Origin of the sequence: Bacillus clarus (assembly GCF_000746925.1) — a bacterium.
Classification (GTDB): domain Bacteria; phylum Bacillota; class Bacilli; order Bacillales; family Bacillaceae_G; genus Bacillus_A; species Bacillus_A clarus.
The window spans coordinates 159,862-173,289 of sequence record NZ_JMQC01000011.1 but is presented as its reverse complement, the minus strand read 5'-3'; the positions used below and the strand labels follow the sequence as shown (position 1 = coordinate 173,289).

Annotated in this window: 14 protein-coding genes and 3 pseudogenes; 10 read left to right on the top strand and 7 right to left on the bottom strand. The window is 30.3% G+C overall.

Features of this window, described 5'->3' with window-relative positions:
• Positions 1 to 56: 56 nt before the first annotated feature.
• Positions 57 to 260, bottom strand: coding sequence for an alanine racemase C-terminal domain-containing protein (locus DJ93_RS31860; protein WP_374937189.1), 204 nt, complete (start codon positions 258 to 260; stop codon positions 57 to 59).
• The gene (locus DJ93_RS34960) at positions 229 to 300 is read right to left on the bottom strand and encodes a hypothetical protein (RefSeq protein WP_374937190.1); all 72 of its coding nucleotides are present in this window, start codon (positions 298 to 300) and stop codon (positions 229 to 231) included. Before DJ93_RS34960 ends, DJ93_RS31860 begins: the two co-directional genes overlap by 32 nt.
• A gap of 8 nt (positions 301 to 308) precedes the next feature.
• Here DJ93_RS34960 and DJ93_RS34955 point away from each other — a divergent pair, with 8 nt between their 5' ends.
• The 9 genes and pseudogenes from DJ93_RS34955 to DJ93_RS31850 form a co-directional block, all read left to right on the top strand.
• The gene (locus DJ93_RS34955) at positions 309 to 392 is read left to right on the top strand and encodes a hypothetical protein (RefSeq protein WP_374937191.1); all 84 of its coding nucleotides are present in this window, start codon (positions 309 to 311) and stop codon (positions 390 to 392) included.
• A 447-nt stretch (positions 393 to 839) separates the two neighbouring features.
• Positions 840 to 1,166 carry a putative cyclic bacteriocin gene (locus DJ93_RS28780; RefSeq protein WP_042984984.1) on the top strand — a complete coding sequence of 109 codons (327 nt, stop codon included), beginning with the start codon at positions 840 to 842 and terminating at the stop codon, positions 1,164 to 1,166.
• 60 nt (positions 1,167 to 1,226) lie between these two features.
• Positions 1,227 to 1,730, top strand: a complete 504-nt coding sequence (locus DJ93_RS28775) for a stage II sporulation protein M (protein WP_052109781.1) — start codon at positions 1,227 to 1,229, stop codon at positions 1,728 to 1,730.
• A gap of 21 nt (positions 1,731 to 1,751) precedes the next feature.
• Positions 1,752 to 2,393, top strand: a complete 642-nt coding sequence (locus DJ93_RS28770) for a YIP1 family protein (RefSeq protein ID WP_042984981.1) — start codon at positions 1,752 to 1,754, stop codon at positions 2,391 to 2,393.
• Between the two features lie 860 nt (positions 2,394 to 3,253).
• The gene (locus DJ93_RS32715; RefSeq protein ID WP_142920678.1) at positions 3,254 to 4,105 is read left to right on the top strand and encodes a hypothetical protein; all 852 of its coding nucleotides are present in this window, start codon (positions 3,254 to 3,256) and stop codon (positions 4,103 to 4,105) included.
• Between the two features lie 10 nt (positions 4,106 to 4,115).
• A complete protein-coding gene (locus tag DJ93_RS28760) occupies positions 4,116 to 4,808 on the top strand; it encodes an ABC transporter ATP-binding protein (protein WP_052109779.1) in 693 nt (230 codons plus the stop codon).
• Between the two features lie 441 nt (positions 4,809 to 5,249).
• Positions 5,250 to 5,342 (top strand): hypothetical protein, encoded by a 93-nt coding sequence (locus DJ93_RS31855; RefSeq protein WP_241484425.1) that lies wholly within the window; start codon positions 5,250 to 5,252, stop codon positions 5,340 to 5,342.
• A 563-nt stretch (positions 5,343 to 5,905) separates the two neighbouring features.
• Positions 5,906 to 6,589 carry a response regulator transcription factor gene (locus tag DJ93_RS28750; RefSeq protein ID WP_042984976.1) on the top strand — a complete coding sequence of 228 codons (684 nt, stop codon included), beginning with the start codon at positions 5,906 to 5,908 and terminating at the stop codon, positions 6,587 to 6,589.
• Positions 6,583 to 7,000 (top strand): annotated as a pseudogene (locus DJ93_RS31850) (HAMP domain-containing protein); the annotation flags it as partial. The gene DJ93_RS28750 and the pseudogene DJ93_RS31850, both read left to right, overlap by 7 nt.
• Before the next feature lie 205 nt (positions 7,001 to 7,205).
• Here the strand turns inward: DJ93_RS31850 and DJ93_RS28740 are convergent.
• The gene (locus DJ93_RS28740; RefSeq protein WP_042984973.1) at positions 7,206 to 8,444 is read right to left on the bottom strand and encodes a cytochrome P450 family protein; all 1,239 of its coding nucleotides are present in this window, start codon (positions 8,442 to 8,444) and stop codon (positions 7,206 to 7,208) included.
• A 446-nt stretch (positions 8,445 to 8,890) separates the two neighbouring features.
• Here DJ93_RS28740 and DJ93_RS34275 point away from each other — a divergent pair.
• Positions 8,891 to 9,926: pseudogene (locus DJ93_RS34275) on the top strand (alanine dehydrogenase).
• 898 nt (positions 9,927 to 10,824) lie between these two features.
• Here the strand turns inward: DJ93_RS34275 and DJ93_RS31845 are convergent.
• The 4 genes and pseudogenes from DJ93_RS31845 to DJ93_RS34265 form a co-directional block, all read right to left on the bottom strand.
• A pseudogene (locus DJ93_RS31845) lies at positions 10,825 to 11,037 on the bottom strand (IS200/IS605 family accessory protein TnpB-related protein); the annotation flags it as partial.
• A 146-nt stretch (positions 11,038 to 11,183) separates the two neighbouring features.
• On the bottom strand, positions 11,184 to 12,083 hold the full coding sequence (locus DJ93_RS28725) for a peptide ABC transporter permease (protein WP_042984972.1): 900 nt from the start codon (positions 12,081 to 12,083) through the stop codon (positions 11,184 to 11,186).
• Positions 12,076 to 12,525: an ABC transporter permease subunit gene (locus DJ93_RS34270; protein WP_338151491.1), complete on the bottom strand. Its 450-nt coding sequence runs from the start codon at positions 12,523 to 12,525 to the stop codon at positions 12,076 to 12,078. Before DJ93_RS34270 ends, DJ93_RS28725 begins: the two co-directional genes overlap by 8 nt.
• On the bottom strand, positions 12,519 to 12,977 hold the full coding sequence (locus tag DJ93_RS34265) for a hypothetical protein (protein WP_241484415.1): 459 nt from the start codon (positions 12,975 to 12,977) through the stop codon (positions 12,519 to 12,521). Before DJ93_RS34265 ends, DJ93_RS34270 begins: the two co-directional genes overlap by 7 nt.
• Positions 12,978 to 13,428: the final 451 nt, after the last annotated feature.

The window sequence follows — 13,428 nt, the reverse complement described above, 5'->3', positions numbered from 1 at the left end:
GATTTCTTGCACCAGAACCCCTAATATAATCCTTTTTTAACTACAAATAGTTTGTGCTATTTCGACTGTACATAAATTCTCGGAACTCGCCTTCCAATTAAACAAACCACTTCGTAATTAATAGTCCCTATCAATCTTGCAATCGCGTCTACAGACTGAAACGAAGAGCCATTGCGCCCAAAAATAGTTACTTCATCACCGACATTACAGTCCTCAATATCCGTCACTTCAATCATCGTCTGTCTGATCCATGCACACAAGCCCGACAATAGGGGATAACTGCTCGTGTATCAAAACCATCCCTTGGTTTGAAAGCAGATGGAAAAATCATTTTAAGTCCAGGGGGTATAAAATTTTTAGTGAGAGAATTAAAGCAATATTGTGTAAAATAATTAGCTCCTTTTAAAGGAATCTTTTGACACCAGATAAATATAATTTCATGTACCATAATTTGTTAATAAGCATGAAGCAAAAAAGGAGAGAAGAAGAGACCACCTTTTTTGCTTCATATAATCTGTATTTAAAAAACTTCGCAACAGAACCAATATTATAGAGGTATTTTGAAATATTACCAATAAAGGTGTATTAGCCCATATCTATAATATTAAGGTTACAAAAGGTTACAAATACAGTTTTTTCATTTATTTATTAAAACCTCAGTGTTTTAATAGAGTTGTAAGGGCCCTACATTCGTTTCTGAATGATTTTATTAAAATAGGTTACTAATCTTTTTATTCAACCGACGAGTTTAATTAACTGAAAATTATAATTAGAGTGTCTTTTTTAATTATTTCTATGTTTATATAATGTACCTTAAGGAATTGCAAGGAGGTGAAAAAATGGAAACTTTGACAATCAAATCACAAAAAAGTGATTTATACCTATATGCTCTTGCAATAGTTGGTGTCGCATCAATTTATGCTCTAGTGAATGCTGGACTAATTCTTCAACTTGCAGGAAAGGTTACATGGACAGGAGTAAATGCAACAGCAATTTCTTCAATTTTAAACATGATTATTAATGGTGCGAGCATTGGTGGTGCAGTAGCAGCAGTTGTAGGGGTAGCACTTGGTGGACCAGTAACAGCTGCAATAACTGCTATCGGAAGAGGCATGTTAATTAAATGGGTAAAACAACGTGGTTTCTCATCAGTTGTAAAATTCTAATTACTAGAAAAAATCAAGGTAACTGCAATAGTTACCTTGATTTTTTAAATGGAGGTTAAATTGGAAAAGTATTTTATTTTTTTTAATAAGCATGCTATTAAAATAGCACTTTCAATATATTTGTTTGGAATGGCATTTGCATTGATGGTATTTTTAATTTTGAATATAGATTTTGGCGAGATTACCTTTAACAATGATATTGGTAGTTTTTTTGATATATTTATACACAATTTGAAAGTACAGATGTTTATATTTATGGGGGCCTTACTTTTTGGTATACCAACAACAATTTTATTGTTTATAAATGGTTTTGCCATTGGGATGACAGTCGCACAAGCAATTATATCTGGTAACTTAACGAAACTATTATTAAACATTTTACCACATGGCATATTTGAGATACCTGGTTTTCTTATAATTTCCATACTTTCTTATCAAGTATTATCTATTTTCATTAAAGGAAAAAAGTTGAAGAACCTTTTCGAATTCTTCAATAAAAAAAAGTGCTTGTTTTTATTAAGTTTCATATTAACATTTATTGCTGCAATAATTGAAGGAATATAATAAAAAGTAGAGGTGTAGTCAGTGCAAGATTATAAAGAAAAAGGATCAATATATAGATTTGGGCTTTCACCAATTAAAAATTTAAAGAAGGATAACATTAACGAACCCTTATTATTGTTAATGTTATTTTTTATAGGGATAACAATAATAACCGGAATAATTAGTAGTAAATTTGTATTGAATAATGAAGCATTAACAGAGATCCAATCAAGCTTTACTGTAGAGAAGGGGAGATTGAATTTATTTTTAATTATAATCAGATCATTTATGGCGATATTAAACGGTTTTACGAGTAATATCATTATTGCTTTTATATATAAAATAATTTTTATACTTTCAACAAAAGATGTGAATTTCAGGAAAGTTTACTACATTTTCTTTTACATAGGTATTATTTCCTTGCTAGGAGTAGTGTTTAATGGTGGATTATCTATTTTAGGTGACTATAATACAATTAAAAGTTTTTCGAGTCTTTCGTTTATTATGCCCGATAATCTTTATATTACTGCCTTGTTAAAATTGCTAGATATTTTCTTTATTATACAAGTGTACATTTTGGCATTATTCTTAAAAGAAGTAGTTTGTTATTCCTGGAGAATCACTTTTTTAATTATTGGAATACACACAACAATTATGTATGTTTCTCAACTTTTTATTCAATAAGGAGAATATAACAAATGCTAAAATCAATGTTTATATATATTATATTCTACTCGAAATATATAATCCAACATAGAATAGGAAGCTTAGAGAGAATTTTTCTGAAATATAATAAAGAAGTCTATTTTAGAAGATACGGACACATTATTTATGCACTATTTTTTATCCTAAAGGTTTCTTTAGAGTGTATTATTTATTTTGGGATTTCATACTTCTTTAGTCTATATCTTGATAGTTTTGAAATTTGGATAATATATTCCTTATATTTTGTATGTATTATTGGCATTTTTAATGGTATCTCACTTACAAAAAGGGTGTTATCACCAGTAGATAAAAATATTCTATATCTATTACCCTATTCTAGTAGAAATTTGTATTTATATACATGGTTTTTAAAGTTTATTGTTCATAATGTAAACTCGATACTACAATCCATTATATTTGGAATATCTATATACATTGTGATAGGCGATATTAATGGTTTCATTTTAATATTAATTGGACTCTTAATTTGCAGTATGATGGTATCTTACATTGTCACTTTGTATATATGCACTTTTTATGTAAGATGTATCCAAAGAGGTTATAAAATAGTAGCTTTTATTACATCACTATTTAAAGGTCTTATGGTATATATTTGTACATATCTTATAGCAAACTGGATAGTATATTGGCTAATTTCTTTAGAAGATATAAGAAAAATATCTAACTGGAAAAACTTAATAGATTTATTTTTTAAACAAGTTAAGGTATATATGTCCGACTCTAATATAAAAGGTATAATATACAACAGTGACCTTACTAGAGGTGTACTAATATGTTTCATTATATTGATGATAATTGTTTTTGTGGTCCATTATTTATTGGCTGGAAAATGGTATAGATCTCAATGGGAAACCCCGTTTAAATCGGATCATTCAGATTGGATCTTGGTATTGAAAAATTTGTTTAATAAATTTGCGAAAACCCCTTTATTGAAAGTCCAAATTCAAAACTTTTTTAGTAACCGCATTCAACTTAGCCATCATTATTCGTACTTTTTTGGTCACTACTTTAATTATGCTTTTATTGCCCTTGCCAGTATCGTATCTACACTTCCAAATACGGAAAGCGTAGATATTATCAAATTTGTTTTAATCTATATTATATTTAATGCGATATCAAAAGATGCATATGAAACTATAACGTTATTTCCAGGTCTGTTACGATTTGATAGTGATGGTGGAATATTGCGCTTATATAGAATGTCAAACGTATCTTTCAGTAAGTTATATCATTCAAAAATTCAATTTCAAAGACTCTTGGGTTCAGTTGAAATGTCTTGTATAGTCATAATCTGTTTATGTATCATCAAACCTAACATACAAGAACTGTTTTTTATTGGTGGTGTGATTATCTTAAATTACTGCATCACTCCTCATATAACTACACTATCTACGTATATGTTTCCGCATCTGCATAATCAGCATTACTCAGAAATGGAAGATTATGTGGAAACCGAATTTGTTATAGATAAAGTGGCTTATCAATTTCGACAAATTATATTTTTCTGCACAGCTGCACCATTTTTTATGCTAGTGTTCTTAGAAATTAATATAGATTGGATTTATCTAATCATTGGTAGTTTGTTTGTTATTATAAGTTTTGTAAGTTTAAAATTAATTAAAAATATTATAAAAAAGGCCGAGATCAAACTAAGTCAAATGGATATGTAAGGGAGTTAATATGTTATTACAAGTGAATAATGTAAAAAAAGCATATAAAAAATCAGAAGATGTTTTAAAAAATATCAGTTTTCATATGGATTCATATGAGAGAATTGCAATTATAGGTAGAAATGGTATTGGGAAATCTACCCTTCTAAAGATAGTCTCTGGGCTATTAATACCAAATGAAGGGGAAATTTTATTTCAAAAGCAAGATTTATTGAAAAACCCTACCTGTCGTAAGGATATTGGTTTTGTTTTTACGGAACCAATATTTTATGAAAGTTTAACAGTAGAAGAAAATTTAATATTTTTAGCATCGCTTTATAAGGTAAATTCAATCAAACATACCGTTACGAAAAAGATGGAAATATTTAATATATATGATTATAGACAAAAGAAAATCTCAGCTTTGTCGAGTGGTATGAAGCAAAAGGTCCAAATTTGTGCCGCTACTATCCATAATCCGAAATTACTAATTATGGATGAACCTTTCAATAAACTAGATTCCTTATCTCTCGAATTTTTGTATGAATTTATATTAAATTTTGAGGGAGGAATATTATTTACGAGTCATGATAAAGAACATGTTTACAACTTATCAACTAAAATATTAGTTTTAAAAGATGGTGAAATATCACACGGAATGGAATATCCGAAGGAAGTAATATCTCATACTGATTTTTATAAATGGTATGATGAAATTTTATGAAAAAGAGTGGTATACTATGCAAAAAAAATTTTTAAAAACTGTAAAGTCAACATTAAAAAAAGATATTAAATCTATAGAAACCTGGAGTATCTTTCTTATTTTCTTTTTCGTTACTTTATTTAGCTTAAAAAAATTTGATAATGCCGGTTTGCTTATGTATATAAAGGTTTTTACAATTTCTCTAGCAACATTTATTATTTGTTATCTTATTAAATGTTATAGAATCTTTAAGAGGAATAAACAAAATCCAATTAATAAATAACTCCCAGTTCCTCATATGGAATAATTATCCTTCCTTGTGCTGTTCTATAGTATAAAAAATGATTCTTGATTATTTGTATAATATAAAACAGAATGCACGATAAATAAAAATATCTATTAACTTCTATATCAATATTTTAGAGCGTTTATGGGGGTTCAAAAGTGGAACCGTACAGAACTATGGTAGAACCCTTCTTTTTAGTTCTATTAAACTATTTATTTGTTTTAGTGGTAGTATTTCAATATTGTTTGTGGTCATCGTTTCGATGTTAAATTTCATTGATAAATTAAAAAGCTGATTTCCTTAACTTACAGGAGATTGGCTTTTTTTATAAAGAGGCATGTTACTCCGAAAACAATGAAAGAAATAAAATCCAGTATATAACCTGTTATTTCGATGTATACTGCTAAATTCCATACCCATCTAGCTAAAAGAGGGAAAGATTATCAAATAAAAAATGTGAAAGATAAAAAATGATACAGCTTTCGGTCTTGTTATCAAATTTTGTTACTTTTTTGTTACGTTTTTTTATTTCATAAATAATTATACTTTTAAGTACGAGTAAGTTAGGGGAAAGTAGATTCAAAAAAGTAGTGATAAGGAAAGAGAATGCATATGCAAAAAATAGTAAATATCATAGGAATCCTTTCCATATTATCTGGTTGTACACTTTCAGAATCACCGACCAGCTTAATGAAAACTCCTACAAGTGAAAGCTGGCAAAGGAATTAAAACAACAAATGGACAAAGATCTTCCTATCAATTATCAATTTAAAGAGTAAATCTTATATTAAACCCATAGCTAAGTATCAGCAAGAACACAGGAGGCGTGAATATGTCAACAATTTTAGTGTTAGAAGATGAAATAGCAACTCGTAGTGTTATTGTATTAAACATGAAAGGTGCTGGTTTCAATGTGTTAGAAGCCGATACAGGAGAAGCCGCTCTCGAGCTTTTAAGTAAATATAATATTGATGTTGTATTACTTGATGTGATGTTACCTGGAATAGATGGCTTTCAAGTATGTAAAAGTATACGAGAAAACAATGAAAAAATTGGCATTATTATGTTAAGCACACATGTTCAAGATAAAGTACAGTGCTTACTAATTGGAGCAGATGATTATATTGAAAAGCCGCTTAGTCTAATTGAAGTAAACGCACGTGTTCAAGCATTACTAAGAAGAATAAAAGTAAACAATAAAAAAATGGAATTTATTCTCTCAAAACCATTTATATTAAATCTTCAACAAGAAAAATTATATAAGGAAGGTATAATTATTGATTTAACTCCGACAGAGTATGTAATTTTAGAGTATTTAATGAAAAACCAAAACAAGCCTATTTCACGTGGTACTCTCTTAAATAAAATATGGGGGGAAAATTATGTAGGTGAAACCAAGGTAGTAGATGTAAATATAAGTCGCCTACGTCAAAAAGTAGAATCTGATCCATCTAAACCTCAGTTTCTCATAACAGTATGGGGAAAAGGATATACGTGGAAAGAAAGCGAATATTGAAGCATACAATTACCTTGCATTTTATGATAGTTATAGTGCTTTCGCTTATTTTATTTACAACTTTTAGTTGGAATCATTATCTTAGGAATTGTTCTATTAGTGAGTAGGAGATTAGTAAATCTTTTTATAGAACCAATTGAATCTATTAACTCGGTTTCTTCACAACTTGCAGAAGGGAAATTGAATTATAAAATAAGTGAGAATTATCCTGGTGAATTAGGAGCATTAGCGCATAGCTTAAATTGAATGTCCTATAAAATAGAAAAAGAAGAACAGGTTAAACATGAGTTTATTGCATCCATTTCACATGAGCTGCGTACAACATTAATAGGGAGTAAGGAGTGGAGTGAAACAATAAAATCTGTAAAGTGCTTAACAGAAAAAGAAATAGAACAAGGAATGGGCACAGTGATTTTAATAAAACTTCCCAAAAATAACAAAACAAGTGGCAGATATTCAGTCCGATATAGATGAATTAAACGGTTTTGTTAAAATACATTAAAAAAGAAAGCAACTTGGATAAAAATAAGATGCTTTCTTTTTTTAATCATTCTTAATAGAAAAGAGAGTCTTTGCTATTAAAAGAACTTCTTTTTCCTAATGATGAATATACACCCTAAAAACGTAAAGGCAATTCTTCTAATGACCTCATTAGATAGCTTCCTTTCCACTTTACTTGTTCTTTTCCCCCTTTTATCTCTATATTTGGAATGCGGCGTAATAATGTAGAAATAGCAATCTTTGTTTCTAAACGAGCGAGTGATGCCCCAAGACAAAAGTGGCTACCATAACCGAAGGCAATATGACGATTATTCTTTCTTGTAATATCGAATACACTAGCATTTGGGAAAATCTTTTCGTCACGATTAGAAGATGCTAATGAAATAATAATCCTATCTTTTGGTTTAATATCTTGACCATGTAATATAAATGATTCGGCTGTCCAACGCAGAGTGGTTAATTCAACAGGACTGTAAAATCTTAATGTCTCTTCAATTGCTGAATCAATTAAATCAGGATTTTGTCGAAGTTTCTGTAATTGAATTGGATGCTCAAGTAATGCCAACATCATATTTGTAATTAAATTTACAGTTGTCTCATGACCGGCAACGATAAGCAATGTAATTGTTGAATATAATTCTGATGCACTCAATTTTGTTCCTTCGCTTTCTACTTTTATGAGTGCACTGATTAAATCACTTTCAGGGTGGTCCCTTTTTTTATCGACTAAATATTGTACATATTCAGCGAACTCCCCTAATTTTTGGTTGTTTTCCTGTATATCTTCTGATGTATGTGGAGTATCAATGATCGCCTGTGACCAATCCCTAAATTTAGATTGATCCTCAAGAGGAATACCTAACATTTCACTAATTACCATAATGGGCAAGGGAAAAGCGTAATCTTCTATACAATTCATAGAATGATTGTGTTCTACTCTACTTAATAATGTATCAGCGATATGTTGGATGCGATTTTTAAGTTGTGAAATTATCTGAGGAGTAAATGCTTTTTGAACAAGTGATCGTAGGCGATTATGATCAGGGGGATCTGAATTTAGCATATGTTGTCTTAGGAGTTCCCTATTTTCTAATGAGATGGGAACTTTAATTTTTTCCTTTTCGCTAAATACATTTTCAATATTTTTCATTAATCTGGCATCTTTTAATAGCGATACTGCGTCTTCATATTTTGTAATAAGCCAACCTTGGTCTTGTTCTCCTAAAGATAAGGGATAAGCAGGATGAAATTCACGTAATTCTTTGTAAATATCATATGCTTCATGTTTAAATGCAGAAGAAGTTAATTGTGTTTCTGATAATAAAATAGAATGTTGCTCGCTTTTTGAAGACATCAAAATAACCTCCATTGTTATAAATTAGTGGTGAATATAGCACCTAATTTGCATTATAACTCAATTGGTTTTAATAAAGGTAAGAATATTCTGATAAAATATTACTTTACCTGGTGAAATAAAATTAAAAATTTTAGATTTAGACTTTTAAATTTCTATTTTTCCAAACACCATAGTACTTTTTAATTAAGTCTTTCTATACAAAATAAGATAAAATAGCATAAAATGGTTGCTAATACAAGTAACTTCTAACACTTGGATATGATAATACTATGCTTTTAGAAAGTAGTGTTGCCGAAGTATAATTTCAGTCTTTCTAAAATTTATTAGTTTGCAACAGGATTAATAAAATTATGCTATCATTTTGTTAATTTACAAGAAGGATATTTTTCTTACAGTGAATACAAAAATTTATATTAACTTAGGATGGAGGAACCTTGACATATATGAAAAATGATTCTTTTAGAGTTACTTTCGATAGTTTGGAGGAATTTGCTGATATAGTTAGTGAGATTTTGCAATGCCCGATTACTATTGAGGATGTAAATCATCGCCTTCTCGCGTATAGTACCCATGATGAAAGGACAGACCCAGCGAGAATTGGTACTATTATGGGGCGTCGCGTACCTGAAAAAGTAATCAATAACCTGTGGAAAGAGGGAATTATTCCCGATTTATTAAAAAATCGGGAGCCTATTCGTGTAAAAAAAAATAGATGATATTGGTCTCGATGATAGAGTCGCGATATCTATTTGGAACAAAGAAGACGTTTTAGGATTCATTTGGGCTTTAGAAATTGAAAAATCTTTAACTGAACAAGATTGTCTCTTGCTAAAAAAATACGCGGAGGCTGTAAAAAGTAAGCTGTTGCAACTTCAAGCCCGAAAGAACCAAAAAGAAGAACGATCACAAGAGTTTTTTTGGAAACTGCTAACTAATCATATGCAGGTAAACGCAGACCGTTTAGGCCAACTAGATGACGTTTTCGGTACACAAATCAAAACATTGATGTCCAATCCATTCAATATTGCGAAAACAGTAAAACAAGCAGACCTTTTAATTAGTGCCGTATTAATTCCTGGTGCTAAAGCGCCTAAGCTTGTCACGGAAGAAATGGTAAAAACAATGAAGCCAGGATCTGTAATCGTGGATGTAGCGATTGATCAAGGTGGAGCTGTAGAAACATGTGACCATGTAACAACACATGATAACCCAACTTTTGAAAAATATGGAGTGCTTCACTATTCCGTTGCAAACATGCCTGGTGCAGTTCCAAGAACATCCACTATTGCTTTAACAAATGTAACAATTCCGTATGCACTACAAATTGCTAACAAGGGTGTACAAACAGCAATATTCGAAAACGAAGCTTTAAAACTTGGCGTAAACACGTTGAACGGTGAAATTACATGTGAAGTAGTTGCAAAGGAACTGGGTTACAATTGTATCTCCATAGAAAATGCTTTTGTAGAAAAAATATAAATAATTGAGATTTCCGTGTATAAAATTTTCCAGATAAATGTTGTGGATTTTTAAGGGACTAAAAGAGATGGACAATTGAATTGTGGATCTTTTTAGATAAGACATTTTAGCTATTTCTTATTCTAAAGTATTCGCTAAAGCTGTTGGTTTCATAATTAGGGAAGACAGTGCACGATCATACTCCATTGAGAAGATTGGATGAACTTATTATCCAATCTTCTCATGTTACCTCTAAAATTAATTAGATTTGTTTAATAGTTGATAAAACCACAAGTGGAATCGTTATTACATTTGTTGGAGCAGCCTTATAAATCACTTCAGGGGTAAGTGTTTTTTACTCTGTATATTTCGAAGGAGTTATTTGTAAGTTTCAACATAGAAGCCCCAATTACACATTATTGCAGTAGTGCTACTATGATAAGTTGTATTAATGTGCTTTTGGATATAGTACAGATCTTCATCAAATTAATAGTGAAGGTAATGAATTATAGAGTGAATCTGGATATTCTTGTGAATTTAATACAAAGGAAGGCGCATGAACTAGCATTTTTTTTCACGTATCTCAAAAATCAAGAATACTCTTTGCTTTGAGATATGAAACATTTTCAGCTCAGAATTAAAACTTGCTATCTATCAACATATTAATTTCATAATATAAATCTTAAATAACAGAAATAAATCTTTTTTAGTAAAAGGTTCTGTGGCCATCCTAGATCGGTTTACTGCATGACGCTACCCATAATACAGACCTGAAAAATGAGCAAATTTCCATTTTTACATCTCAATGACATAAGAGTACTAATCATTTTGAGATAAAGATTTGATGAAAATTATAACTACCGATAAGATATGTTATGTAAACTAATGATGAATAATCATCCGAAATCTATTTTTTTTAACTTGTATAAGCAGGATTTATATATTCAACTTTCATACCAACTAATGTCGATTTGTACCCGATGAATTGTGCTAGACGATAAAATAACCAGGTATGTAGATTTTTTTCGTTTTTACGGCTTGTGCGTGCCGTCTGTCTGATATTTGTTAGTTGCTCTAATCGAATGACAGAAATATTATTTTCTATTGCGATATCAACGATTTCACGACTGACTCCTCTTCATATAATGGATTATTTGGATTCGCGCACTGTAATTGACTCATCTAGCGCATGCACCATGCTCACAATAAAGTGAAGTAAACAAAAAATAACTCCAAAATCAAATTTTATTATATATTTTAGAGTTATTTTGCATTTATTTATATATGATGTTTATATTGATTTACTACTTTCGTCATACAATATAAAAGAATCATATAAAAAATAACCGGAATCATAATAATTCTGGGCTCTAGCATTAACTCCCCGTAATAATAACTAATTAAGCTTGCCCAATCATTTAAGTACGGAAAATATATACTAAATTGATCATGGGCCTGCCCGGAAACAATATTTGTTCCCCCTAAAAATAATTTAAATATCGCAAGGTGTAACATTATTAATAATACTTGTACCATTTGCTCTCCAATTTGAAATATCATCTGTGGTTGTAATACTTTCATAATATGAGTTCGGAATATATGCCATCTGCTACCTCCTAATACAAGAGAACTTATCATATATTCTTGTCTCCAAATTTGCTGAACTTCTTTTTGAAAAAAACGTGTCATTCTTGGAACTGCCACGAACACTAATACTATCCCTTGTATACATAGTACTTCTATATTTGTGACAATAGGTTTTGTCCGTAGTTCATAAATGATAAATGGAGTTAAAAATAAAATACAAAATAATGTTTGCGGAAAAAATTGCAAGCCAACTGTAACACGTTGTAACAAAGAAAATCCCCACTTATCATTACGAATCAACAAGCTCATCAATAAAGAAATAATTACTCTAGCAACTGCCACAAAAAAAGAAATTAAAATAGTATACTTAGCCCCGTCTATTACTTTATAAAATAAATCTTCTCCCTCTCTATCTGTTCCAAACCAATGTGTACGGGAAATTGAAAAAGGAGCCACTTCAGCAATTTCTCCTTTTTCATTGTATCTATATTCCACTACCTTAGGCTCCTTCTGAAAATATGGGAGTGCAATACTCATTATTAGTAATAAAATAATCGGGAATAAAAAGTACTTATAACGCTGGCTATGCATACAATTTCCTCCTTAACCAATTCAATCCTACTATTACTCCATACATAGGTACTATAAATAGCAGCAGCAAATAAACGATAACCGCCGGATCTTGACCGCTAATCAAAATCGAAAATAAACCTCTTATGTTAAACAGATACTCAAAAACTAATAAACTCGTTATCAAGGCTAGTAATATTGATTCAATATGATTTACAACTGAAACAACGATATTACGAAAAATATGTTTGCATAAAATATACATACTACCAAACCCCTTTGCTCTCGCAAACATAACATAATCTTTCTGCTTCTCCACCTTTATAAGCAGCTGTTGAAATTGAAATAATGAGAATGTAGGTATAATAGCTAAAATGAGTATTGGCAAGACTATAGATGAATTTTGCATAGTAGAAAATGGATTTAATGGTAAAACTCCGGTATACCTATATATACTTACCATGAAAAGTTGAAGAAAAAAATTAGGAGGATATCTGGAATTGTTTTAAGAAAAAATACAGTTTCTTCTATTACTCTCTGCACACGCCTTGGTGAAACCGCCGCAATGATACTACATAAAAAAGACAAACAGATAGAAACTATGAGCGCTCCAAATGTAAGCATAAGTGAATATGCATATGGCTTAAATATAAGTGGAAATAAGGGGAATTCCCTTTCTTGCATCTTAAATATTTGTACATTGTTTGAAACCGCCGCCACCTGTGTAGACATTTTCATCTTTAATGCTTCTGGATGTATAAGTGCAGAAAGAACATATATACATTGTGTGAACAAATGCTCTATATGTATCCCAACTTTCTTACCATCTATAAATAACATCGGAAGACTTACAATCACTACAAATAGCAAAATCATAATAAATAATTGAAAAATAATTGAAGGTATTTTTAACATGCCATTCTCCTCTCAATTTCTCTAACATGAATCTACCGCGAAACACTAAAATCAACTTGTCACTTTATTTTATTCTGACTTTGCTAACATAAACCTTTATCAAATATATATATCCTTTTTGACTTTTCCTCTTAAAATAAATAAAAAAATCCATTTTGAAAAAAGTTTGATTAAATGGATTTCTTCTCTAACATATTTACATCACCAAAGATTTTAAAAAAGAAATTAAAAAACCTGAGTCCATATAAATAGAGAACTCAGGTTTCTTTGTTGTGCTTTTTGAATACTGTCTACTTGACGAGGTCACTTCACTTTATAATATTCTTTCTTAAATTAGAATTTCCTTAATTCGTAGCCTTCGAAGTAGTTTTTTTAAGTGTTTGCTGTAAATCCTTCGCCAAACTAGTTACATATGGATTGCGTAACATTGTAAAATGATCTCCATCTACTT